This window comes from Nocardia sp. CY41, assembly GCF_009829325.1.
In the GTDB taxonomy this organism is placed as follows: domain Bacteria; phylum Actinomycetota; class Actinomycetes; order Mycobacteriales; family Mycobacteriaceae; genus Nocardia.
In genome coordinates, this window is record NZ_VUOS01000028.1 from 13,719 (window position 1) to 37,735 (window position 24,017).

A 24,017-nucleotide genomic window follows, 5' to 3' on the forward strand; every position below is an offset into this window, starting at 1 on the left:
CCAGGTCGCGACGTGGTAGAGGTCAAGGATTGTGCGATGTTTCGGCCGGTCCGGCAGGCGCCCCAACACGTGCGCCCGCTCGGATGGACACGCCGTGCGCGGGCTGGGCGAACCCGACACAGCGGGCGGGGCGATTGAAGTCTGTCGGTGGGTTGCCCTACGGTTTCGCGGCATGCGGATGCTGCACACCTCGGACTGGCACATCGGGCGCACGTTCCACGGGGTCGATCTGCTTGCCGACCAGGCTCGTTCACTGACCGCGATCGCGGAGCTGGTGGCCGAGGAGTCGGTCGACGTGGTGGTGCTACCCGGTGACGTGTACGACCGGTCCATTCCCAGCGCCGACGCGATCGCGGTGTGCAACCGGGGATTCGAGGCGATCCGCGCCGCCGGTGCCCAGATCGTCGCCACCTCCGGCAATCACGATTCGCCCGCCCGTCTGGGCGCGGGCGCGAGTTTCGCCGCCGCAGGTGGGCTGCACTTGCGCACCACCGTGGCCGAGGCCGATAGCCCCGTTCTGCTGGCGGACGCGCACGGGCCGGTGGCGTTCTACGGCATCCCGTACTTGGAACCGGAGATCACCCGCGCCGAACTCGAAGTGCCGCAGGCGCGCTCGCATGCCGAGATCCTGGACGCGGCCATGGCCCGGGTACGTGCCGACATCGCGCGGCGGCCGGGGGTGCGGACGGTGGTGCTGGCGCACGCCTTCGTCGTCGGCGGGGAGGCCACCGGATCGGAGCGCTCCATCTCGGTCGGCGGTGTGGAGACGGTCCCGCTGGCCGCCTTCGACGGCATCCACTACGTGGCGCTCGGCCACTTGCATTCGCCGCAGACGCTCGCCGATCAGGTTCGCTACTCCGGCTCGCCCCTGCCTTATTCGTTCGGCGAGAACGCCCATCGGAAAGCGGTCTGGATCGTCGACTTGGACGCGTCCGGCTTACAGGCGGTGCGGCGCCGGGACCTGCCCACGGTCCGGGGCCTGAGCAAAGTGACCGGCACCCTGGACGAGCTGCTGAACGGCGCGGAGTACGGCGCGGCCGAAGAGCACTACGTGTCCGCCGTACTCACCGACGTCGCCCGCCCGGTCGACGCCATGCGCAAACTGCGCGAGCGGTTCCCCTACGCCGTCCACGTCGAATGGGCGCGGCCCGAGGGGAGCCCGGAACTGCGCTACCGTGAGCGGGTGCACGGCCGCCGCGACATCGAAGTAGCCCGCAGCTTCCTCAGCGACGTCCGTGGCGCACCCAGCTCGAGCGAGATGGCCTGGCTGGAGCGGGCGCTCTCGGCCGCCGTCGCCGAGCCGGAGCAGATCTCCGCCGTGGCCGCCGCCGAGGAACTGACCGCATGAGCGTTCTGCCGAAGCCGGGCGTAGGCGCGGTGGCATGAGGCTGCACAAGCTCGAAATGACCGCTTTCGGCCCGTTCGCGGCCACCACGGTCGTCGACTTCGACGCGCTCGGCGCCGACGGATTGTTTCTCCTGCACGGCCAGACCGGCGCGGGCAAGACCACGGTGCTGGACGCCATCGCGTTCGCCCTCTACGGTCGCGTTCCCGGCGCGCGAGGGGAAAGCAGGCGACTGCACTCCGATCACGCCCCGGAGCACACGCCGCCGCAGGTGGTGCTGGAGGCGACCCTCGGCGGTCGGCGGCTACGGCTGACCCGCAGCCCCGAGTTCCAGCGTCCCAAGCGCGACGGCACCGGTATGCGCACCATCAACCCGAAAGCGACGCTGACCTGGCTGGACGGCCGCGGGGAAAACCTGTCCCGGATACCGGATATCGGGGAGGAGGTGTTGCGCCTGCTCGGGATGAGCGCCGATCAGTTCTTCCAGGTGGTGCTGCTGCCGCAGGGCGATTTCGCCCGCTTCCTGCGAGCGGACAACGAAGATCGCGAGAAATTGCTCGAAAAACTCTTCGACACCAGGCGTTTCGGCACCGCCGAACAGTGGCTGGCCGACAAACGCCGCGCTGCCGAAGCGGATCTGGATGCTCGTACCGACGGGATCAAGCGGCTGATCACCCAGGTGGGCATGGCGGCCGGAGTGGCGGATTCGGTCGGTACCGCGGAGTGCGTCGCTTGGTCCCAGGACCTGCTGGCCACCGCTCGCACGGACCTGGCTACCGCCGTGACGGAAATGGAACGCTGCCAGCGGGAGTCGGCGCAGGTCCGGGAACAGGCCGAACAGCAGCGTCGCCTGCACGAGCTGCGGCGCCGCATGAGCGCGGCACGCGTGCACCTGGACGATTACGCCGCGGGCGCCGATCGCCGGGCCGCACTACAAGCCGAGCTCGACCTCGCCCGCCGGGCCGACCCGGTCGCCGCCGCGATCGAGGAAGCGCGTGCGGCGGTCCAGACTCAGCGTCGGCTCGACAGCGAAAAGCGCACAGCGGCAGAGCGGCTCACGGTGCGTCTGCGCGAGCAGGCCAGCGCCGGACTCGGCGGCGCGGAACTGCTGGATTCCGACGCCGCGCAGGTGCGCGACGACGCCGATCTCGACGCGGCGATCCGGCGCTGGAGCGCGCAGATCGGCGCGCTGGATGAAGTGCGGACCGATGCCGCCACCGCCACCCGGCTGGGCGGGGAGATCGACGCGTTGCGCACCGAGGACGCGACGTTGGCCCGGCGCGTCACCGCGCTCACGGCCCGGCGCGACGAACTGCCCGCGGCCCGCACCGCGGCCGAGGCCAGGTTGCGGGAGGCGGCCGAAGCGGTGGCGGCCCTGCCGGGCATCACCGCGGAGACCGAACGGCTGCAGGCCGCCGCGACGGCCGCGGTCGAGCTGGCCGCCCGCCGCACCGCGCTCGACCACGCCCGCGTCGAGTTCGACGCCGCCCGCATCGCGCATCTCGACGCCCGAGAACTCGTCCTGGATCTGCGCGAGCGCAGGTTGAGCGGGATGGCGGCCGAATTGGCCGGCGAGCTGGTCGACGGCAGCCCTTGCGCGGTCTGCGGTTCCGCCGAGCATCCCGCACCCGCCCGGCCGACCGCCACCGCGGTGTCCAAGGACGAGGAGGAGGCCGCCGCCGCGGCCGAGCGCGCCACGGAGGACGCCCGCGATCGAGCGCTGGCCCGCATCACCGAGCTCGAGCGCGAGATCGAAGCGTTGGTCGCTCGCGGCGGCGATACCGATCGAGTCGAACTCGCCGCCGCCCTGCGTGCCGCGACCGACCGCTACGAGGACACCTCGGAGCTGGCCGCCTGTGCCGATGAACTGGAAGCCCAAGTCATCCGCTTGCGCGAGGACGAGGCACGCCTGCACGAGGAGTTGCGCACGTCCGAAGCGCGCCGTGGCGCGGTGGCCGCCACCATCGTCTCGGGCGAAACCCGCCTGGCCGAACTCACCGAACGGCTGCGCACCGCGGCGGGCGCCGACCAGACCATCGACCGCCGCCGCGCCCGGCTGGCCGCGCTGGTCAGGGAGGCGACCGCCCTGCGCGACGGCCGCGCCGAAGCGGTGGCGGCGCGGGAGCAGGTGTCGGCGATCGCCGGCCGTGTCGAAACTCTCGCTCGGGCGGCGGGTTTCGTGCCGGAGGGCGAGTTCGGCGGTCCACCGCCCACGTCTGCCCCGGTCGGCGCGGAGGATCAGCTGTGCCGCACCGCCGACACAGAGGTCACCGCACGCGACGACGTCGCACTCTTGACCGCCTACGCGAAGGTGGTCGCCGCCGCGTCACGCAGCCCGCAGCAGCAGGCGGAGATCGAAGCGGAACTGGTGGCCGCGGACCGTGCCCGCGCCGCGGCGGAAGCGGTGCTGGCGGAACCGGAGGTCCGCGCCGCGGCCGAACAGGAGCCCGGCGATCCGGCCGAGCTCGACGCGCTCGTAGCAGCCGCGCAAGCAGCGCTCAACGCGGCGGTGGCCGCCCAGGCGGAGGCGAGCAGGCGCGCGAGCCGGCTCGAGGAGCTCGGTGGCCAGCTCTGGGCCGCCGTGGACCGGATCGCCCCGGCGCAGCAAGCGTTCGAGGAACTGAACGGTCTCGCCGACGTGGTCGCCGGACGCGGCGCGAACAACCGCCGCATGTCCCTGCACTCCTACGTGCTGGCCGCCCGGTTGGAGGAAGTCGCCCAGGCGGGATCGCTGCGGTTGCGCAGGATGTCCGGCGGACGGTACGAATTCGTCCACTCGGACAAGGCCGGTCCGCGCGGCCGCCGGGGCGGGCTCGGCTTGGACATCCGGGACGACTACACCGGAGCCGTCCGCCCCGCCAAGACGCTCTCCGGCGGCGAGACCTTCATGGCCTCACTGTCGTTGGCGCTCGGCTTGGCCGACACCGTCGCCGCCGAATCCGGTGGCCTGGTGCTCGACACCCTGTTCATCGATGAGGGTTTCGGCGGCCTGGACGCCGACACCTTGGACGCCGTGATGGGCGTGCTGGACGAACTCCGTGCCGGCGGCCGCGTAGTCGGCGTGGTCAGTCACGTGGACGAGATGCGCCAACGCATACCCAGCCGCCTACACGTCCTCCGCGGCCGCGACGGCTCCCACCTCCAGGCGACCATCGCCTGAGGGTGGGTTGTCCGCCGTCGCCGGAGGCTCACCCCTCGTGGTCGAGCAGCCACCGCTTCACCGGCAACCCCCAACGGAAGCCGCCGAGTGCGCCGCCGATGCGGAGAATGCGGTGACAGGGCACGAAGAGGGCGGCGGCATTGCGAGCGCAGGCGTTGGCCGCGGCGCGCGTGGCGTCGGGGCGACCGGCGCGGGCGGCGAATTCGGTATAGGTGAGCGGGCTGCCCGCCGGGACGGCGCGCAGTACTTCCCAGGCGTGCACGAGGAACTCTCCGGACCGCTGGCGAACCGGAATCGGGTCGATCGCGGTGAGATCACCTTCGTGGTAGGCGGTGACCGCGCCGGTCACCTCGCCCAGCGAATCCCGTCGCCGTAATTCGCCGGGGCGCAGGGCGGGGTGGATCAGGCCGCGCAAGTTCTCCGCGTCGGAGGTCCAGCCGGAGGCGAGGACCGCGCCGTCGGAGTCGACGAGCGTGGTGAACGGTCCGAGCGGAGTCGCGGTGACCGCGAAATCCGCTGTGCTGGTGGAGGTGCCGCCGATCGCGTTGTCGACGGCGATGCTGGTGCTCATGATTCGTCACTGCCTTTCGTGGTGGCGAGCGCGGGGATACCGGAAGCTGTGGCGCGGCTGGTCAGCGCCGCTTTCCACAAATGCATGGACAGGTACGACCGCCACGGCGCCCAGCGAGCGGTGTCCGTGAGATGGATGCCGAGCAGGCTCGCGCCGCGGCGGACGACCAGGTCGGTGCCGAGCAGGACATCCGGATCGGCGAGCAGGCGCATCGTCACGTAGTCCGCCGTCCACGGTCCGACGCCGTCCAGCGCGAGCAGGTCGCGGCGTAGGTCGGCGGCGGTGCGTCCTTGGTGCAGCAGCAGCTCACCGGACGCGAGTGCCTCGGCTGCCGCGATGATGGAACGGATACGCCGCGCCGGCCCGGTCAAGACCTCGGCGCCCCGCTCGGCGATCACCCCTGGTGCGGGGAACAGCAACGGGATCGGCCCGTCCACCCGCTCGCCGAGCGCCTCGACCAGTCGCGCGGTGTGCGTGGCCGCGGCGGACACCGAGATCTGCTGCCCGATCATCGTGCGCAGCAGGAGTTCGGGTGCGTCCACGCACCCGGGCACTCGGATACCCGGTGTGAACGACGGGCCGGCGAGCGGAGGCAGCTCGGGCGAGTTCTCGCTCTCCGGCGGCGAGCCCGCCCCCGCATCCGGCAGGTCCTCGGCGGCATGTTCCGGCAGGCGTTTCCTGGAGGGCCCGCGCGCCGCGGACCCGACACCGAGCGCTTCATCGATCCCGACCGGATCGGCGTCCAGATCCAGCAGGTGCCGCAGCCTGGTCACCGTCGGTGCGAGATCGCGCATATCGTGCAGGGACAGTTCCGCCCGCACGTGGTCGCGCTGGAAGCTCAGTCGCGCGGTGGCGTGCCCGTGCGGGGTGCGCAGATTCCTGATGTAGGCGCGGTTCTCCCACGACTCCATGCCCGGCACGGCGTGCGCGGACAGGAACCACTCCAGCCAGGCCCGGTCCAGGGGCTCCCGATAGGGCAGCCGCAGCGTGAGCGAGCCGCTCCCGGCCGGCGCCGGGCGCGCGGGGGCGGCGGTTTTCGCGCGCTGCGCCTCGAGCCGCATGGTGGTGGGGCTGACCGCGAACACCTCGCGCACCGTGTCGTTGAACTGGCGGATCGAGGCGAAACCCGCCGCGAACGCGATATCGGACATGGCCATCGCGGTGGTCTGGATCAGCAGCCGCGCGGTGTGCGCTCGGTGTGCCCGGGCCAGCGCCAGCGGCCCGGCGCCGAGTTCGGTGGTCAGCACCCGGGTGAGCTGCCGCTGCGAGTAACCGAGCGTGGCGGCCAGCCCGGGCACGCCTGCCCGCTCGACCACACCGTCACCGATCAATCGCATCGCCCGCGCGGCCAAGTCCGCTCTCGTGTTCCACAGCGGCGAACCGGGCGCCGCGTCGGGCAGGCAGCGGCGGCAGGCGCGGTAGCCCGCCTGCTGCGCCGCGGCGGCGGTCGGCAGGAACGTCACGTTGGCCCGCTTCGGCGTGATCGCCGGACACGAAGGGCGGCAATAGATTCCGGTGGTGCGCACCGCGGTGAAGAATTGCCCGTCGAATCGAGAGTCCCGGGTCGACACCGCCCGGTAGCAACGTTCGAAATCAAATGCCGTGATCGTCACGTCCACCACAATGGCAGCTGCGGCGAACCCGTGCTAGCGGGAATCGGTCACCACCACGGGGGGTGGTCACCACCTCACACAACGGTCATGACATCGCACAGTTGTCGCCTGGTCGGCGGTTGTTGCGACTACCAAAGCGGTGTGTGGCGGCTCGGCCGGAAAATCTTCTCAGCAGCACCGGTTCGTCGGATTGCGATCCGCCTCGGCATGCCGCTGCCGCCAGTACTCCCGCTCGGTCGGCACGGCGCGGTCCGGATGCCTGCGCCGCAGGTGCTCGACGTAGCGTTGTCACCCCCGGCCCCCGAGGATCGAGTCGAACCACCAGACGCCCGCCCGGATGCCGCCGCCGCACATGCGGGCCGCGGCGCGCCGCCGGGCGCCGACCGGTCGCGCGGACCGGTCGGCGCCCTGGTGCGAGGAGTCGCTCATTGCGCGTGGACGTGTGCCGCGCCGGAGGCGCGGGCCTTTCCGGTCGCGATCAACTCGTCCCACTGCTTCTGCACGTCCTTCTCCGCCGCGGTGGCGAGGAATCCGCTGGGCGCGAAGATCTTCGACGGCTGCTCCGGCGTCTCGGTGGTCGTCGCCTGTCCGGAGCTCCAGGCGCGGTAGGCCACCACCGCGCCGACCACCGCCACGATCAGCACGAGCACCGCGAAGATGATCGACAGCGTGCCCTGGATGAAGGTGTTGCGCACGATCGCGGTCATGTCGTCGGGGGTCTTCGCCGTCAGGCACAGCTTCCCCGCGTCCTGCGCGGCTTGGCAGATGCTGTGCTGCTTCCAGTAGCCGAGCTTCGGGTCGGCGGAGAAGATCTTCTGCCAGGAGGCGGTCATGGTCACCAGCAGGTCCCAGACCAGCGGGATGCCCGGAATCCAGGCCCATTTCGCCAGGCCCTTCTTCACCACGATCACCAGCACCACGGTCAACGCGATGGCCGCGAGCAGCTGGTTGGCGATGCCGAACAGCGGGAACAGCGTGTTGATGCCGCCCAGCGGGTCGGTGACGCCCATCAGCAGGATCGAGCCCCACGCCGCGACCACGACGGCCGAGCACAGCCACGCGCCCACCCGCCAGGACGGATCACGGAACTTCTTCGCCGCGCCGCCGAAATTGCCCAGCGCGTCCGACAGCATGAACCGCGCCACGCGGGTGCCCGCGTCGATGGTGGTGAGGATGAACAAGGCCTCGAACATGATCGCGAAGTGGTACCAGAAAGACTTCATGCTCGCGCCGCCGAGGAACTGGTGGAACACCTCGGAGATGCCGACCGCGAGCGTCGGCGCGCCGCCCGTGCGGGAGATGATCGACGATTCGCCGACATCGCTCGCCGCCTGGCTCAACTCCGCCGGAGTCACCGCGGGACCGGCGAGCCCGAGGCTGTTGGTGTAGGCCGCGGCCTTCTCCGCGGTGCCGCCGGTGAGACCGACCGGCGCGTTCATCGCGAAGTACAGGTGCTGGTCGATGATCGAGGCGGTGATGATGGCCATGACCGCGACGAACGACTCCATCAGCATGCCGCCGTAGCCGATCATCCGCGCGTGCGATTCCTTCTCCAGCAGCTTCGGCGTGGTGCCGGAGGAGACCAGGGCGTGGAAACCACTCAGCGCGCCGCAGGCGATGGTGATGAACAGGAACGGGAACAGCGAGCCCGCGAAGGCCGGTCCGGTGCCGCTCGCGGCGAACGACGAAACCGCGGGCGCCTGCAGCACCGGAAGCGTGACCAGGATGCCGACCGCGAGCAGCACGATGGTGCCGACCTTCATGAACGTCGACAGGTAGTCGCGCGGCGCCAGCAGCAGCCACACCGGAAGCACCGAGGCGACGAAGCCGTAGGCGATCAGCAACCAGGAGATGGTCACCGGCGAGAGCGTGAACCAGTCGGAGCCCCAGTCGGTTTCCGAGACCCAGCCGCCGCCCACGATGGCCGCCAGCAACATGGCGAACCCGATCACGGAGACCTCGCCGACCTTGCCCGGCCGCAGGAACCGCAGGTACACGCCCATGAACAGGGCGATCGGAATGGTCATGCCGATCGAGAAGACGCCCCACGGGCTGTGCGCCAGCGCGTTGACGACCACCAGCGCGAGCACCGCCAACAGGATCATCATGATCACCAGCACGCCCACGATGGCCGACCAGCCGCCGATCACGCCCAGCTCGTCGCGGGCCATCTGCCCCAGGCTGCGCCCGCGCCGCTTCATCGACACCCACAGCACCAGGTAGTCCTGCACGGCGCCGGCCAGTACCACGCCGACCACGATCCAGATGGTCCCCGGCAGATAGCCCATCTGCGCGGCCAGCACCGGTCCGACCAGCGGACCCGCGCCCGCGATGGCGGCGAAGTGGTGCCCGTAGAGCACCCGCCGGTCCATCGGCATGTAGTCCTTGCCGTTCTCCAGGATCTCGGCGGGCGTGGCCAGGTCGTCGCGCGGTTTCACGATCTTGCGCTCGATGAACCTGGCATAGAACCGATACGCGATGACGTAGGTGCACACCGCCGCGATCACGATCCACACCGCGTTGACCGATTCGCCGCGTGAGATGGCGAGCACCGCCCACGCTACGGCGCCGAGCGCGGCGATCCCGGCGAAGATCAATTTCTTGGCCGGGGTGATCGGGGACTTGTCGACCACGCCGACGGGCGGCAGATCGGGATCGGTCCGCAGATATTCGATTGTCGCCATCTGCCTACTCTCCTGTAAAACGCGCAGGATCTTGCTGAAACACGTGACAACGTATCCGATCGATGAGCGCCGTCGTGCCGATTCCGGACGCCGGGCGGGCACCGTGAAATATTGTTCATGTGTCGGCCGTCACCACGTGATTGCCGAACGTATGCTGCCATGCGGTTCGAGAAGCTCCACATCCGCCCCGGAGGAGGGCTGTGTTGCGTGCGAATCCCGTCGCCCGGGTCCGTCGCCGGACGGTGCTCGGGTCGGCGCTGGCCGCCCCGCTGCTGGCGAGCGGCGGCTGCGGCTCCGACGACGACGCGTTGACCTTCTTCTTCCAGGCCAGGCCGGAAGAGGCCCGGGTCCGGCTGAAGATCATCGACGAGTTCCGGAAGCTGCACCCCGACATCAGGGTTCGCACCGTGATGTCCGGGCCGGACCCGCTGCAGCAGATGCTCACCTACTGCGCGGGCGGGAAATGCCCGGACGTGCTGATGGCGTGGGAGCTGCTCTATTCCGGACTGGCCGAGCGCGGGGTGCTGCTCGATCTGAATACGCTGCTCGCCCGCGATCCGCAGTACGCCGCCGAGCTGAAAGCCGACAGCTACCCGGCGCTGTACGACACCTTCGCCTACGCGGGCGGGCAGTACGCCTTGCCCGAACAGTGGTCCGGGGTGTTCCTGTACTACAACCGGGAACTGTTCGACGAGGCCGGGATCATCCCGCCCGCGCGCTGGCGTGACGCCTGGTCGTTCGACGAGTTCCTGTCCGCTGCGCAGGCGTTGACCAGGCACGACCCCTCCGGCCGGACTCGGTGGGGCTTCGCCGACGCCTGGGTGCCGTACTTCTCGGCGGCTTGCTTCGGCATGAACAACGGCGCCGAATGGTTCTCGCCCTCGGTGCGCCCGACCAGAACCAACCTCGGCGATCCGCGGTTCGCCGCGGGATTCCAGTTCTACGCCGACCTCGCCGTCCGTCACCGGGTGGCGCCGAAAGCCGCCGACACGCTCTCGGTTTCGGCGCCCGACCTGTTCCGGCGGGGTCGAGCGGCGATGGCACTGGGCGGGCACTGGCTGTATTCCGAGTTCGCCGGGCACGACGACCTCCCGATCGACGTCACGGTGCTGCCGGTCGGCCCGCACGGCGGTCCGGGCGCCGTCACCGACGTCGGCAGTACCGGGTTGGCCATCGCCGCGGACAGCCCGCGTGTCGAACAGGCCTGGGAATTCGTCAAGTTCGCGACCGGGCCGGTGGGGCAGGCGATCATCGCCGCGTCCGGGCTGTTCGTGCCGGTGCTCGCGTCGGCGATGAGATCGCCGGGGTTCGCCGACGCGCACCGTGAAATCCGCAATCTCGCGGTGTTCACCGAGGGCCCGGCCAGCTCCCGCCCCTTACCGGTGACGCCCGCCTGGGGCAAGGTGTCGGCCTTGCTCGAACGCGGCTCCAACCGGGTGCTGCGTGGCGCCGCCACCGCAGCCTCCTTGGACGGGCGTTTCGCCGCCGACGTCGACGCACTGCTGGACGCGCCATGACCGGAGCGCAGCCGTCGCAAACCTCGGGCAAAGACCTGCGCGGCGTCGCGTCCCGGTTGGCGCGGCGGCGAGAGCGCGCCGGGTGGGTATTCGTCGCGCCCAACGTGGCAGCCGTCGCGATTTTTCTGTTGTTTCCGTTGGGATTCTCGCTCTATCTGAGTTTTCATTCGTGGGACTTGTTCGGCCCCATGCGTTTCGTCGGTGTGGACAACTATCGGCGGCTGTTCGCGTCCGATCCGTTGTTTCTCATCGCAGTGCGCAACACGGCCGTTTTCACGGTGTCGACGCTGGTGCCCACGGTGGCGATCGGACTCGCCGTCGCCGCCGCGTTGAATCGAAAGTGGCGCGGCGTCGGCATATTTCGCACTATCGCGTTTCTCCCGCTGGTCGCCTCGGCGGTCGCCATGGCCGTCGTGTGGCGGTTCCTGTTCACCGACGACGGGCTGCTCAACGTCGCGCTCGGCCGGCTCGGCATCGATCCGGTGCCCTGGCTGACCCATCCCGACTGGGCGCTGGTCTCGCTCAGCATCGTCACCGTGTGGAAAAGCGTGCCGTTCGCGACGGTCATCCTGCTGGCTGCCATGCAGGGTGTCCCGGAGACGCTCTACGAGGCGGCGAAGATCGACGGCGCCGGCGCGCTGCGGCGGTTCTTCTCGATCACACTGCCGCTGATCCGGGGCCCGCTGTCGTTCGTCTTCATCATCACGATCATCAATTCGGTGCAGGCGTTCGACCAGGCCTACGCGCTGACCGGCGGCAACGGGGGACCGGAGACGGGTACGTACCTGCTGGGGATCATGTTGTTCCAGAACGCCTTCGGCTTCTATGAAGTCGGTTACGCCTCCGCGCTCGCCTGGGTGATCTTCGCGATGCTGTTCCTGCTGACTCTGGTGCAACTGCGGATGGCCCGGCGCTCGGAGGTGGAACAGTGAATACCTATGAAGCGGCCCGGCGCGCCCTGCCGGTGCGGCGCGACCGCGCGATCGTCGCGCTGGGCCGGGTCGACCGGGCCATCGTGCGACGGGTTGTGCGCGGGACCGCGATATACGCGGTGCTGGTCGGCATCGCATGGAGCGCATTGCTGCCGATCCTGTGGGCGGTGTCGGGCTCGCTGAAGCGGGACGGCGAGATCGCCGACGCGGCATTGCTTCCACAACGGCCGCAGTGGTCGAATTACGGGAAGGTCTTCGAGCTGCTGCCGATGGGGCGGATGCTGCTCAACACCACGATCTACGCGCTGTGCGTCACGGCCGGGCAGGTGTTCTTCTGCTCGCTGGCCGGATACGCGTTCGCGCGCTTGCGTTTCCGGGGACGCGACATGCTGTTCCTCGCCTACCTCGCGACGCTCATGGTGCCGCTGACCGTGACGGTGATCCCGCAGTTCCTGCTGATGCGGGCGTTCGGCTGGGTGGACACCCCGTGGGCGATGATCGTGCCCGGCCTGTTCGGTAGCGCCTTCGGCACGTATCTGATGCGGCAGTTCTTCCGCACGCTGCCCGAGGAACTCGAGGAGGCCGCCATCCTCGACGGCTGCTCCACCTGGCAGGTCTACTGTCGGGTCCTGCTGCCGCACACCCGCCCGGCCCTGATGGTGCTCGCCGTGCTCACCTGGATCACCGTGTGGAACGACTTCCTCTGGCCCCTGGTCATGATCCAGCGCGAAGACGTCGCGACCGCGACCCTGGGGTTGGTCCGGCTGCAAGGCCAGTACCACACCCAGTGGCCGATCCTCATGGCCGCCGCGATCGTCATCCTGCTTCCGCTGCTGCTCATCTATGCGATCGCTCAGCGCGCGTTCATCCGCGGCATCGCGATGTCGGGGCTGGGCGGGCGCTGAGGGGATGCGCTCGGGTTCGCCCGGTCCGGGGCGGCTTCGCGCGTGTTCGCCGTTGCCGTGGGCACGGCGATCGTCCAGCGCGTTCGTCCGCGCCATCGCGACGTTCGGCGCCCGAGCGGGTTGCCCTCGCGTCGGTTCGTCCACGCTCGGCTGGCGGGAGAACGCGGCCCGCCTGATTCGGCAGGTGATCCATGTGACCTCCCGGACGCTGCTTTCGGGTTCGCCCGGTCCCGGATGGGCGGCTGCGTTCGGCTGGCCAGGTTCCCGTGAGCACGGCCATCGCTCAGCGCGTCGGTCCCGGCCGACACAGTGTTCGGCCGACGTCGCTGACTGGCTGTGCTCCGGTACACCGGGGCCGGGGTGATTCGCGACAAAACTTCGTCCACCGCGTCGGCGCGGTGCCGCGGCCAGGAGGAGGTCGGCGCCGGCCGCGGCTGCGCTCTCTGAGGGGGCGTTTGCTTCCGCGCCGATCAAGCGCCCCAGTAGGTGCCGAAACTCCAGAGGTTGCCTTCTGGGTCGCGCACCGTGAAGCCGCGCGAGCCGTAGTCCTCGTCGCGCAGGCCGCGGACCACTTCGGCGCCCGCGGCGGTCGCGCGGGCGAATAAGGCGTCGGGTTCTTCACAGACCAGGTAGACCGAATCGGTGCCGGTCGGGCGGGTGCTGAATGGGCTGTCGTCCTTACCGGCCGAGCCGAACATGACGCCGCCGCCCAGCGGCCAGCGCAGTTCCGCGTGCTCGATGATCGACGGGTCGTCCTCGCGGGCGTAGAGCGCGGCTTCCCGGAAGCCGAACGCCTCGACCAGGAAGGTGGCCATGGCGCGGGCATCGCGGAAGGTCAGCGTTGGCCAGACGGCGGTACGGGTACTGGTTTCTGTCGGATTCGTCATGGATGAATCGTCATCCGGCGGGCACGTCGGGGGCTTGGACGGATGGAACCTCCTCGGCCAGCCACGAGGTCGGGCTCGTGCCGGCGAGATCGGCGAAGTCGCGATCCAGATGAGCCTGGTCGTAGTACCCGCACGCTGCGGCCACCTGGGCGATGGTGACGTAGGAGGGCGTGTGCGCGAGCATGCGACGGGCCCGTTCGAAACGGGTGATCCGGGCGGCCAGTTTCGGGCTGAGACCGAACTCCCTGTTGAAACGGCGCGCCAGATGCTGCCTGGTCCACCCGATCTGCTCGGCCAGTGGGCCGATCGCGATGCCGCCCCCGGAATCGACCACAGTCCGCCAGGCCCAGGTGAGTTCCGGACCGACCGAGCGATCCGGATCGGCGAGCGCCGAAAGCACCTGGTCGCAGGTGGCGAAACGGTCCCGCCAGGTCGGCGCGTATTGCAACCGTTCCCATAACTCGAGGCCGACGGGCCCGACGACATCGGAGAATTCGACGGACGTATCCCAGAGCGCCGCCGCAGGCATGCCGAACAATGTGCGGCAGCCGAGCGGCGTCAGCGCGACGGCCACGCCCTCCTGGTGACCGTTGTGCGCGATCAGCGCCGTGCTCGCCTGTAAGCCGCTCAGCACGCACCGGTAGTTCTGCGGCGACTGGCGCGGATCGGTCTGCTCGACGACGTCGATGGTCGGACCGATCGCGACGATGAACGTCATGTGCCGCGACGGCAACCCGCGATGGATCGCCGCCGCGAACCCGGACATGCGATATCCCACGTAGCGGTCGATGAACGCGGCGAGCACGGGCGCCGGACGCGCAGTCACCACCTCGGTGGTCGGCTCCATACGGGCCACGCTACGCCGGGGGACCGACAGGCTCCGGGCGGTCGATTCGCGACGTCGACGTGCTTTCGGATCGCCGATTCGTCCCCGGCCGTGTCGAGCTTGCAGGCGGCCGAGTCGTCGCGGGTGACGCGGACGCCGAACAGCACGTTCCGTTCGACCGCGGTGCGGTAGGAGCCTTTCGCCCGGGGTGTCCGTGAACTGTGGCGCGTGGACGATCGTCCAGTCCAGCGCCGAATCCCGCACCACCTGCTCCGCTGCGGACATGTCGGCCAGGCTGTGCCGCAGCAGCGGAGCCAGGATGGGCGGTTTCGCGCACCGGTGGCTGTCGCGGCCAGGTGGACCGGCTCGCGAATTCGCGCGGGCTAGGGCTGCTGATCTGCGCCAGCTGACGGCGCTCGACGTGATGCCTACCGTCTGCCCGGTCGGAGTCGGCACCGGCCTCGGATCAACTCGAGCGTACTTCGGTGGGTGCCCCGGTCGAGGTCCGGCCTACTCGATGGCTCTCCGTCGGCTCGAGCCGCCGGTGAGATGTACCACTACAGCGTGTAGTGGACTGTGCTCACCGGTTACCGTTGCGCCTCCTAACGATTTCTGGAGGTGTGATGCGGCGGGTGCAGTACGAGCGCAGCGGTGGTCCCGAGGTGCTCGAGCTCGTCTCGGTCGAGGTCCCGACGCCAGGGCCGGGTGAGCTGCTGGTGCGCGTCGAGGCGGTCGGGGTGACCCTGCCGGTGGTGCGGAAGGTGCGCGAGCAGCGCGAACCGATCGCGCTGGGTGGCGAAGTCGCGGGCGAGGTAGTGGCGGTAGGGGAGGGCGTCGATCACTACGCGCCCGGCTACCGCGTGACCGGCCTCGTCTTCGGACACGGGTATGCCGACTACGCCCTGCTGTCGGCGGCGATGGCGTCGCCCATCCCCGATGGGGCGTCGGCGGTCGACGCCGTCGCGCTGGTGCGCAGCGGCCTGGTGGCGCTCGGCGCGCTCGATGCCGCGGCTCCGCAGGAAGGCGAGTCCGCCTTGATCACCGCCGCCGCGAGCGGCGTCGGCCACCTCGCGGTTCAGTTGGCGCGGGTGCGCGGTGCCGCGCGCGTGGTCGGCGCGGTGTCGGATCTCGCCAAGGCGGAGTTCGTCCAGAAACTCGGCGCCGACGACGTGGTCGAGTACGGCCAGGAATCCTGGGGCACTCCCGCCGACTACGTGCTGGACGCGGTCGGCGGCGACCTCCTCTCGCCCGCGCTGGCGGCGCTGGCCACTGGCGGACGCCTGGTCGCCTACAGCTCGGGAGGCGGCACCATCGAGGCATACGACCTGCTCGTCGGCGCGAAATCCGTCATCGGCTTCCAAATGGCCCGCATCGCGCGAAGCCGGCCCGACGTGTACGAACACTGGCGCCAAGAGCTCTGGCAGTACTTCGCCTCCGGCCAACTGCGCCCCGCCGTACACGCCCGATACCCCCTCGAGGAGGCGGCCACCGCCCACACCGTCATCGAAGCCCGCGCCAACCTCGGCAAGGTCGTCCTCATTCCCTGACCAGCCGCGCGAGTGGCACATGGCTGCGGCAAACGTCGAGAAGACCTCTCCACCATGTGCCCCTCGCGGGACGCGTAGACTCTGTTCCTCGTGAGTCTCACCCTCGGAATTGTTGGCCTGCCGAACGTCGGGAAGTCGACGCTGTTCAACGCGTTGACCAAGAACGACGTGCTCGCCGCGAACTACCCCTTCGCGACGATCGAGCCGAACGTCGGCGTGGTTCCGCTGCCCGACCCGCGGCTGAACAAACTGGCCGAGATCTTCTCCTCCGAGCGGATCGTGCCCGCCACCGTCTCGTTCGTCGACATCGCGGGCATCGTGAAAGGCGCCTCCGAGGGCGCGGGCCTGGGCAACAAGTTCCTCGCCAACATCCGCGAGGCCGACGCCATCTGCCAGGTGGTGCGGGTGTTCGCCGACGACGACGTGGTGCACGTCGACGGCCGCGTCGATCCCGGCGCCGACATCGAGGTGATCGAAACCGAACTCATCCTCGCCGACCTGCAGACCCTGGAGAAGGCGGTCGTGCGGTTGGAGAAGGAAGCCAAGGTCAAGAAAGACCGCAAGCCGGTCGCCGACGCGGCCAAGACCGCGCAGGAGATTCTCAACAGCGGCACCACCCTGTTCGCCGCGGCCGACAAGGTGGACACCGAGCTGCTGAAGGAACTGTCGCTGCTCACCACCAAGCCCTTCCTCTACGTCTTCAACGCCGACGAGTCGGTGCTCACCGACGAAGCGAAGGTCGCCGAGCTGAAAGCTTCCGTCGCCCCGGCCGATTCGGTCTTCCTCGACGCCAAGGTGGAAGCCGAACTCCTCGAACTCGACGAGGAATCCGCGACCGAACTCCTCGAATCCATCGGACAGACCGAACCCGGCCTGCACGCCCTGGCCCGAGCCGGTTTCCACACCCTCGGCCTGCAGACCTACCTCACCGCCGGCCCGAAAGAGGCCCGCGCCTGGACCATCCACCAGGGCGACACCGCCCCCAAGGCCGCCGGCGTCATCCACACCGACTTCGAACGCGGCTTCATCAAGGCCGAAGTCGTCGCCTTCGGCGACCTGGTCGAAGCAGGCTCCATGGCGGCCGCCAAGGCCGCGGGCAAGGTCCGCATGGAGGGCAAGGACTACGTCATGTCCGACGGCGACGTGGTCGAGTTCCGCTTCAATGTGTAGTCACGCCGCCCGAGGCGATCGGTTGCTGTACTCACTGACGTCGCCCCGCGGCCTCTGACGACGAGGACAACCTGTCGGCTCGGTTCGCGTGGATGATGCGAATGGAAGATGGCTAGGTAAGCCAGAACAAGGCGTCTGAATAGCGAATCTGGCGAACGGCATGGGGTGCGGGGCCGGCAGGCACAATTTGCTTTCCCAATCGGCCATGGCCGTCTGATTCGCCCTTCTGCGCGTTCGCCTTCCCGAGGCCGGCGGAGCAGTCATTGTGCCCGTTGGCTGTGGTGATATCTCCTTCGATACAGTGGCAGTAAGGGGCTGTGCTTCTAAATCGGGCATATTCGAGAATCTATGAGGACTCAGATTATTTGAGTATCACACGAGCGCATCGTGATTGGGTCGAGACAGCAAGGTACAGTTGGCTCGTGATTGCCGCGGTTGTCTTTGATGTCGGAGAGACGCTGGTCGACGAGACCCGGGAGTATGGAACGTGGGCGGACTGGCTGGGTGTACCCCGGCATACGTTCGCGGCAGCGTTCGGAGCCGTCATCGCAACCGGTCTGGACTACCGCGAGACGTTCCAGATCTTCCGTCCCGGGTTCGACCTCGACAAGGAGCGACAAGCACGAGCTGATGCAGGGCAGGCCGAGTGGTTCGGCGAGGACGATCTCTATCCCGATGTGCGGCCCGCGTTGGCGAAGCTGCGTGAGATGGGGGTTTGGGTCGGGATCGTCGGGAATCAAACCGTCCGCGCCGGAACGCTGCTCCGGGGTCTGGACCTGCCCGCCGACTTCATCGCTACCTCCGACGACTGGGGTGTGCAAAAGCCTTCGCTCGAGTTTTTCGCGAAGGTTGTCTCGGCGGCGGGCCGACCAGCGGAAGAGATCATTTACGTCGGCGACCGCATCGACAACGATGTCGCTCCTGCGAAACGGGTCGGAATGCGAACGGCCTACTTACTGAGGGGTCCTTGGGGGTGGATACATCGCAACAAGAAGGAGGTCGCGGATCTATCGGACTGGCAGATCAGCGACCTCAACGAATTGGCGAACATCGTCGCGGCAGAGAATTCCTCCGGTTAGCCGACCAACGAATTTACGGTGGTATGCCAGTCGTACAACCGGGCATCGAGTTCTCGAACCGAGGGCAACGATTCCCACTGGGTGAGCGAGTGACGCACAGCCTTGATTCGATCGAACGCAGTCGCATACCAGTTACGCGCAAGCAGATCCAGGGATTCTTCGAGGTATCGGCACGCCAGCTCGGGGTTCTTTTCCAGCACGGCTGCTGCGGCCGCGTCGGCGAGATAGATCGACCTCTGCTTCGTGTCCCCCTCGGGTAGGACGGTGAGTACTTGCTCCAAAGTCTCGCGAGCTTCGCGGCCTCTGCCGGCGAGGAGGAGCGTGTTTCCTTTGAAGCCTGCGAGCCGGACTGGAGAAAACCAGTCGAACCACTCCGGGGACGGATGCGACTCGCTGTCGTGTTCGTCGACGATTTTCTCGGCGTGCTGGAGGAGGGCAAGCGCTCGGCGTGGGTCACCGAAGCGAGTTTCGACCTCCGCCTCGACAGCGTCCAGCCAAGCCATCGTCTCGGAGTTGGCATTGCCTCTGCTCGCGAAAGCGCGTGCGGCACGCAGTCGTTCACGAGCTTCCTCGGCGCGAGACGGGTCTCCCGAGAACGCTGGCGCGAATGCCATGTGCGCGAGTGCGGCCGCGCCGAGCAGCGAATCGCCGGCTTCGTGTGCAGCTTGAAGTGCGAGTACGAGGCTCGGCTGCGCGAGCTCGGGCTGCTGTAGATCGAAGAATCCCAAGCGCCCGGCCAGCAGACTCGATTCCGAGACGGCTCGTGCCAGAACCGTCTCGGCCGCGCTCGATACCTGCGGCAAGAGCTCGAATCCGAACTGCGCATGATCGGCGACCAGACGGTGTAGGCGTGCCGCCGGTGTCGACCAGTACAGGCGGCGGTGGGACGCGGTGATCGTGGCGAATTCCTGCGCGACCGATGCCGGTAGGTGCGATGCGGCAGTGCCGAAACCCCTGTGGCGGAGCGGAAGACGCGAGCGTGTGTCACCGAACTTCTGACCTGTGCGTTCATCGCCCATCTCATCCGTCCAAGGCGGTGAGAAACCCAACTCGGTAACCGGCCGCTTGAAAAGTGCCTCCAGTGCCGCTGCGTGGTCGGGATGAGGCCACGGCGGATTTGCGGATTCCCATCTACGGACCGTCCGGCTGGCGACCTCGATGCGTAGTCCGATCTGACGTGCGGCTTCCGTCACAGCTTCTGCGAGTGCCGTTTGAGATCGAAAACCTAGAGCCTGCCTGGCCGCGCGAAGTGAAGCGTTCCCTTTCGATGCCATGGGGGCCAGAGTAGTCCACGTAGAGGACTATGCCGCAAGTGAATTGGGCATGAACGTCCTGTGGATGTCCCATTCTATGGCCTTTATGCGGACGTCAGGTTTTGCGAGTCTCATGAGATCTACTAGTGCCGCACGGCGGACGCGGTGCTCATCCGAGCAGCGCTGACCGAAGTCAACGGGAGGGAACACGGATGGTGGAACGGCGGATCGGCTTGTCGGGACATACCCGACCGCGAATCACGGTCAGCATGTGCGGCGCGGCATACGCGCGCGGTGTGACCGGCCCGATCGAGCAGGTCATGTGCCTGCTCTGCCAGCGGATGGTGCCGGTGATCGGCGGGCGGATCGGTGAGCACCGGACTGATGGGCCGGACACGTGCGCATGGACCGGGGTCGAGGTCATCGATGACCGGCCTGCCGACCTGCGGGGAGGTGTGCGATGACGCCGACCGGTCGTCCTCGGGCGATCGGGTTCTTGCGGACGGACATCGCAGGCTCGCAGCAGAAGTGGTTAGAGACGACAATGCGGAGCTTGGCGAAGCGGCTCGGTTACGACCTGTGCAAAACAATTGCGCTATCGGCGAAGACGGAGGACCCGGTCGGCTTATTGCTCGATCAGGTCGAGCGCACTGGGGCGGAGGCGGTCATCGTGCCGGGACGCGCGCATCTGGACGGTCACATCGAGCGGGTGATGCGGCGGGCCGATGTCGTCTTCGATGTCGACGACGTGGAGGCTCGATGGCCGATTACGGCTCTGATCGATAGGTGGTGTCCTTGACCTCGATACTTCGCCGCGTTACCTGAAGCACCGATGCCCAAGTTCGGGCACGCAGGACGGACGCTTCGCAGGTGACTCCTGCGACCGGTCGACGTCGCGCCGTAGTGGTCCTTGCGGGATAGGATCTAGCTGCACGGTTTCCCGCCCGAGTAACAGTTGTTCAGCAAGGGAGTCCGAGCGGATGGATCGCCGGAACAAGGGGATCAGCCGGCGTGTGCTGTTGACGGCTGGAGCCTCGATCGCAGTCACCGCGATGGCGCCGCCGACGCAGGCGGTGCCGATCACACGGAAGATCTCCGCCGGCCCCGAGGAGCCCGGAAAGCGGGCGGACCTGGCGGAACAGGCGATCGTGCAGCGCCACCTGCGCACGCTGTGGGGTCGGCCGCAGAGGCGGCTGGGCACGCTCGTCTGGCCCGCGTCGGTGCTGGACCAGTCGTTCCTGCGATGGTGTTACTGGTGGCAAGCCCACCTTCTGGACTGTGCGGTGGACGCCGCGTACCGCGCCCGCACCCCCGAACGCATCGATCGGGTCGTCGCTCTCGCACGCGGTATCCGGACCCGCAACCTCACCGGCTGGACCAATCGGTACTACGACGATATGTCGTGGCTGGCGCTGGCGCTCGAACGCGCCGACCGGCTGCTCGGCGTCCGATTCGGCGACGCTGTCGGCGAGCTGCGGGCCGACTTGATCGATGGCTGGAACCCGGTCGTCGGCGCGGTGCCTTGGCGGTCCGGCGACGAGTATTACAACACCCCCGCGATCGGTCCGACCGGTATCGCTCTGGCCCGACTGGGCGAGCTGTCGCGCGCCCGGCGACTTGCCGATTTCCTGTACACCCGATTGCGTGACGCCGACAGCGGCCTGATCCTCGACGGTGTGCACGAGCCCGGCGGACGAGTGGACCGGACCGTCCACACCTACTGCCAGGGCGTGGCCATCGGCCTGGAAACCGAGCTGGCGGTACGCACGGGTGAATCGAGTCATCACCGGCGCGTGGCAGCCCTCGTTGCGGCAGCCGGGGACGGGCTCACGAACGCGGGGGTGATCGCCGCGGCCTCCGGAGACGACTCCGGGCTGTTCATGGGCATCCTCGCCCGATATCTCGCGGAAGCGGCACTGGCCTTGGGCGACACCACCGCAGCGGATATCGTGCACGCTTCCGCGCGGGCCGCCTGGAAGCACCGCGCCGAGGTGGACGGGCTACCGCTGTTCGGCATCGACTGGTCCCGCCCGGTCACCGTGCCGGAGCATCCGGGAACCTTCCCCCAGCTCACGCCCTCCTCCGCGGTTTCACCGGCGAACTCGAGCCGCGATCTCTCGGTACAGCTGAGCGGGTGGATGCTGCTCGAAGCGGCTTGCCAGCTCAGTGCCGCCGGACGCTGAGCCCGCGGCGGCGGGAGATTGCCCTCGTTGAAGAATGGAGTGAAACTTTCGCGATTTCTCCCTGGAATCGAGAGAACAAAGCCTCGATCGGAGGTGCGAGCTGCGGCCCATCGACCTCGCCCGGGAACACGGATTGTCCGCACAGGCGATCCGCAACTACGACGGCGCGGGCATCCTCCCGCCCACCGAGCGCAGCGATACCGGTTACCGGCGCTACACGTCCCTGCACGCGCAGGCTCTGCGCGCCTTCCTCGCGTTGCGCGGTGGCCACGGGCACCAGCGGGCGACGGAAATCATGCGCGCGGCCAACCGCGGCGACCTCGAGTCCGCCTACCGGCTCATCGACGCCGCGCACGTCGAACTGCTCGCCGAACGCGACACCCGCACCGAGGTCGCCACCGCTCTGGCCGGCCTGTCCACCACGGTGCCGACCCCTGTTCACGGTGGATCGCTGACCGTAGGCGAACTCGCGCGCCGACTCGGCGTGCATCCGGCGACATTGCGCACCTGGGAGACTCAGGGCATCCTTCGCCCCGAGCGTGAACGGGCAACGGGTTACCGCCGATACGGGCCGGACTGCGTACGTGACGCCGAGATCGCGCGACAGCTGCGCTGTGGCGGCTACCTGCTGTCCCAGGTCGCGCAGTTCATCGCGTCACTGCGCGAGGCAGGCGGGGCGGAGGCGTTGAGCGCTTTCCTCGACGTCTGGCAGGACCGGCTGACCGCCCGCAGCCGCAACCTGCTCGCCGGAGCTGCCCAGCTCGATACCTACCTCACCATGCTCGATGAGCGGAAGTAACCAGCGACGCAGGCTGCCGTTGCGCGGCTCGTCACGGCTGGGTATTCGCTATGGCATTCGGGTGAACCGGTATACAAGCTGACGAATCGGCATATCGGCTGTTGATTCCGAATATTCGCCGAGTATTGGCCGCAGGCCATTCGCCACGTCTGAGCATCGGCAGCCGATCCGTGTCATCGGCGACGAAAAAGGTTGGCGCGGGGCTGCTCTGCCGCGCTTTGGCGTGACCGATGTCGGTCGAGGGTGCCCTCCCAATGTCGGGAATGAGCGATTCTCCCTTGCGCGATACTCGGTGGTGTCGTAGTGGCAGGCCGCGCGTGGCCTGATGAGGGTTGTCAGGCGTGAGGTGATGATGTTGTTCGCAGATTTGCGGCCGGCTCGGGTGAGGGTGCTGCGATGAGTCCCGAGCGCTGGGTGGTGAAGCTCGACCCGCCCGCCGGCGTGCGCCCCGGGTTTCCGGAGTTCCTCGCGGCTGTGCAGGAGGGTATTCAGACCTCCGCGGATCTACTCGCGACAGGTACGCCGTCGCAGGCTCCGGATCTGTTGAAGCTGCTGCGCGACGAGAAGCTGGTCACCGGCGACGAGAACAAGTCCGTCATGGCCGAGGACTACTCCAGCCAGGTACGCAAGTTCGACACCATCAAGGCCGAGATTCACAAGCAGGACGCCAGCGTCGACTTGTCCGCCTACGGCACCTACGACATCTCCAGCGGCGCTTTCGCGGCGGTCAAAAAGCATGTCGAAGATCTACAGGACGCCCTGCGTGACGTTCCGAAGCCGAGTCCGGGTAAAGAATTCATCGACCTGGATCTCCAGACGAGGCTGGAGAACACCGTGCTGAGGACGGTGGACAAGGTGAACGACGAGATCGAGAAGGCGAACGACAAAGTTCAGACCCACGCGACCAACATCGATGGTTCCGCGCCGACGTACTCCCCGGCGTCCGCGGGAAGCAGTCCCATGCCGAGCAACTACGTGCCGAGCAACTATATGCAGCGCAGCTATTCACCGGGCCCGGGGTTCGTGCCCGCCGCGACGACCGCCGATTACGCCCGCTACCAAGGCAACGTCTCGGTCGACGCCGCCATCGAGGGCGCGCTGGACGCGCTCGGCATCACCGATCCGGTGGCCCGCGAGTACTGGAAGCGCGGCTACCAGGTGCTGATCGAACGGGAATCCGGCGGAAACCCCAACGCTGTCAACAACTGGGACAGCAACGCCGCCGCCGGGAAGGCATCCAGGGGGCTTACCCAGACCATCCCAGGCACCTTCTCGGCCTATCATGTGGCCGGAACGTCCGCCAACATCCACGATCCGGTAGCCAATGTCGCCGCCAGTATGAACTATGTCATGGAACGGTACGGCGTCTCCCGCGACGGCCACGACCTGCAAGCGAAGGTTCAGCAGGCGGATCCGAACCGTTCGCCGAAAGGCTACTGAGCGCGGAACCCGGCTGGAGGCCCGCGTTGGGTCGAAGTTCTGTCCTGGGCGGTTCCTCCCGAGGCCCGGTTGTGTACTGCGTGCGGCCCCGTTTGCTCGTCGGGTC

Annotated in this window: 19 protein-coding genes and 1 pseudogene; 13 read left to right on the forward strand and 7 right to left on the reverse strand. The window is 68.2% G+C overall.

What is annotated here, in order from left to right; genetic code table 11:
- Nucleotides 1–172 precede the first annotated feature (172 nt).
- Together GVY64_RS28860 and GVY64_RS28865 are read left to right on the forward strand one after the other, a co-directional pair.
- Nucleotides 173–1,348, forward strand: a complete 1,176-nt coding sequence (locus GVY64_RS28860) for an exonuclease SbcCD subunit D (RefSeq protein ID WP_159848185.1) — start codon at nucleotides 173–175, stop codon at nucleotides 1,346–1,348.
- A gap of 34 nt (nucleotides 1,349–1,382) precedes the next feature.
- Nucleotides 1,383–4,505, forward strand: coding sequence for an AAA family ATPase (locus tag GVY64_RS28865; RefSeq protein WP_159848188.1), 3,123 nt, complete (start codon nucleotides 1,383–1,385; stop codon nucleotides 4,503–4,505).
- Nucleotides 4,506–4,533: 28 nt separating this feature from the next.
- Here GVY64_RS28865 and GVY64_RS28870 read toward each other — a convergent pair whose 3' ends face one another.
- The 4 genes and pseudogenes from GVY64_RS28870 to GVY64_RS28885 form a co-directional block, all read right to left on the reverse strand.
- The gene (locus GVY64_RS28870) at nucleotides 4,534–5,076 is read right to left on the reverse strand and encodes a methylated-DNA--[protein]-cysteine S-methyltransferase (protein ID WP_159848191.1); all 543 of its coding nucleotides are present in this window, start codon (nucleotides 5,074–5,076) and stop codon (nucleotides 4,534–4,536) included.
- Nucleotides 5,073–6,689 (reverse strand): DNA-3-methyladenine glycosylase 2 family protein, encoded by a 1,617-nt coding sequence (locus GVY64_RS28875; RefSeq protein ID WP_442939641.1) that lies wholly within the window; start codon nucleotides 6,687–6,689, stop codon nucleotides 5,073–5,075. Before GVY64_RS28875 ends, GVY64_RS28870 begins: the two co-directional genes overlap by 4 nt.
- A 168-nt stretch (nucleotides 6,690–6,857) precedes the next feature.
- Nucleotides 6,858–7,043: pseudogene (locus tag GVY64_RS38105) on the reverse strand (CstA-like transporter-associated (seleno)protein).
- Nucleotides 7,044–7,114: 71 nt separating this feature from the next.
- Nucleotides 7,115–9,373: a carbon starvation CstA family protein gene (locus GVY64_RS28885; protein WP_159848194.1), complete on the reverse strand. Its 2,259-nt coding sequence runs from the start codon at nucleotides 9,371–9,373 to the stop codon at nucleotides 7,115–7,117.
- A gap of 203 nt (nucleotides 9,374–9,576) precedes the next feature.
- Between GVY64_RS28885 and GVY64_RS28890 the strand changes: the two genes are divergently transcribed.
- The 3 genes from GVY64_RS28890 to GVY64_RS28900 are packed head-to-tail and all read left to right on the forward strand — an operon-like array spanning nucleotide 9,577 to nucleotide 12,727.
- On the forward strand, nucleotides 9,577–10,890 hold the full coding sequence (locus tag GVY64_RS28890; protein WP_159848197.1) for an ABC transporter substrate-binding protein: 1,314 nt from the start codon (nucleotides 9,577–9,579) through the stop codon (nucleotides 10,888–10,890).
- A gap of 56 nt (nucleotides 10,891–10,946) precedes the next feature.
- Nucleotides 10,947–11,822, forward strand: coding sequence for a carbohydrate ABC transporter permease (locus tag GVY64_RS28895; protein WP_442939645.1), 876 nt, complete (start codon nucleotides 10,947–10,949; stop codon nucleotides 11,820–11,822).
- A gap of 59 nt (nucleotides 11,823–11,881) precedes the next feature.
- Entirely contained in the window at nucleotides 11,882–12,727 is an 846-nt protein-coding gene (locus GVY64_RS28900) for a carbohydrate ABC transporter permease (protein WP_159848414.1), read from the forward strand.
- Between the two features lie 470 nt (nucleotides 12,728–13,197).
- On the opposite strand, the gene GVY64_RS28905 is transcribed toward GVY64_RS28900, so the two are convergent.
- Together GVY64_RS28905 and GVY64_RS28910 are read right to left on the reverse strand one after the other, a co-directional pair.
- Complete coding sequence (locus GVY64_RS28905) at nucleotides 13,198–13,614, reverse strand: VOC family protein (protein WP_159848204.1); 417 nt, start codon at nucleotides 13,612–13,614, stop codon at nucleotides 13,198–13,200.
- A 10-nt stretch (nucleotides 13,615–13,624) separates the two neighbouring features.
- Entirely contained in the window at nucleotides 13,625–14,461 is an 837-nt protein-coding gene (locus GVY64_RS28910; RefSeq protein ID WP_236567315.1) for an AraC family transcriptional regulator, read from the reverse strand.
- A gap of 602 nt (nucleotides 14,462–15,063) precedes the next feature.
- Between GVY64_RS28910 and GVY64_RS28915 the strand changes: the two genes are divergently transcribed.
- The 3 genes from GVY64_RS28915 to GVY64_RS28925 all read left to right on the forward strand — a co-directional run bounded on the left by GVY64_RS28915 (nucleotide 15,064) and on the right by GVY64_RS28925 (nucleotide 18,236).
- Nucleotides 15,064–15,987 carry a quinone oxidoreductase family protein gene (locus GVY64_RS28915; RefSeq protein WP_159848210.1) on the forward strand — a complete coding sequence of 308 codons (924 nt, stop codon included), beginning with the start codon at nucleotides 15,064–15,066 and terminating at the stop codon, nucleotides 15,985–15,987.
- A 90-nt stretch (nucleotides 15,988–16,077) separates the two neighbouring features.
- On the forward strand, nucleotides 16,078–17,157 hold the full coding sequence (gene ychF, locus GVY64_RS28920; RefSeq protein WP_159848213.1) for a redox-regulated ATPase YchF: 1,080 nt from the start codon (nucleotides 16,078–16,080) through the stop codon (nucleotides 17,155–17,157).
- Between the two features lie 422 nt (nucleotides 17,158–17,579).
- Nucleotides 17,580–18,236, forward strand: coding sequence for an HAD family hydrolase (locus tag GVY64_RS28925; RefSeq protein WP_159848216.1), 657 nt, complete (start codon nucleotides 17,580–17,582; stop codon nucleotides 18,234–18,236).
- On the opposite strand, the gene GVY64_RS28930 is transcribed toward GVY64_RS28925, so the two are convergent.
- Nucleotides 18,233–19,510, reverse strand: coding sequence for a transcriptional regulator (locus tag GVY64_RS28930; RefSeq protein ID WP_159848219.1), 1,278 nt, complete (start codon nucleotides 19,508–19,510; stop codon nucleotides 18,233–18,235). The two genes, GVY64_RS28925 and GVY64_RS28930, sit on opposite strands and share 4 nt — an antisense overlap.
- Before the next feature lie 191 nt (nucleotides 19,511–19,701).
- Here GVY64_RS28930 and GVY64_RS28935 point away from each other — a divergent pair, with 191 nt between their 5' ends.
- The 5 genes from GVY64_RS28935 to GVY64_RS38110 all read left to right on the forward strand — a co-directional run bounded on the left by GVY64_RS28935 (nucleotide 19,702) and on the right by GVY64_RS38110 (nucleotide 23,911).
- A complete protein-coding gene (locus GVY64_RS28935) occupies nucleotides 19,702–19,953 on the forward strand; it encodes a hypothetical protein (protein WP_159848222.1) in 252 nt (83 codons plus the stop codon).
- A gap of 89 nt (nucleotides 19,954–20,042) precedes the next feature.
- A complete protein-coding gene (locus tag GVY64_RS28940; protein WP_159848225.1) occupies nucleotides 20,043–20,288 on the forward strand; it encodes a hypothetical protein in 246 nt (81 codons plus the stop codon).
- A gap of 181 nt (nucleotides 20,289–20,469) precedes the next feature.
- A complete protein-coding gene (locus GVY64_RS28945; RefSeq protein WP_159848228.1) occupies nucleotides 20,470–21,672 on the forward strand; it encodes a glycoside hydrolase family 76 protein in 1,203 nt (400 codons plus the stop codon).
- Nucleotides 21,673–21,772: 100 nt separating this feature from the next.
- Nucleotides 21,773–22,471: a MerR family transcriptional regulator gene (locus GVY64_RS28950; RefSeq protein ID WP_159848417.1), complete on the forward strand. Its 699-nt coding sequence runs from the start codon at nucleotides 21,773–21,775 to the stop codon at nucleotides 22,469–22,471.
- A gap of 396 nt (nucleotides 22,472–22,867) precedes the next feature.
- The gene (locus GVY64_RS38110; protein WP_236567317.1) at nucleotides 22,868–23,911 is read left to right on the forward strand and encodes a transglycosylase SLT domain-containing protein; all 1,044 of its coding nucleotides are present in this window, start codon (nucleotides 22,868–22,870) and stop codon (nucleotides 23,909–23,911) included.
- Nucleotides 23,912–24,017 lie beyond the last annotated feature (106 nt).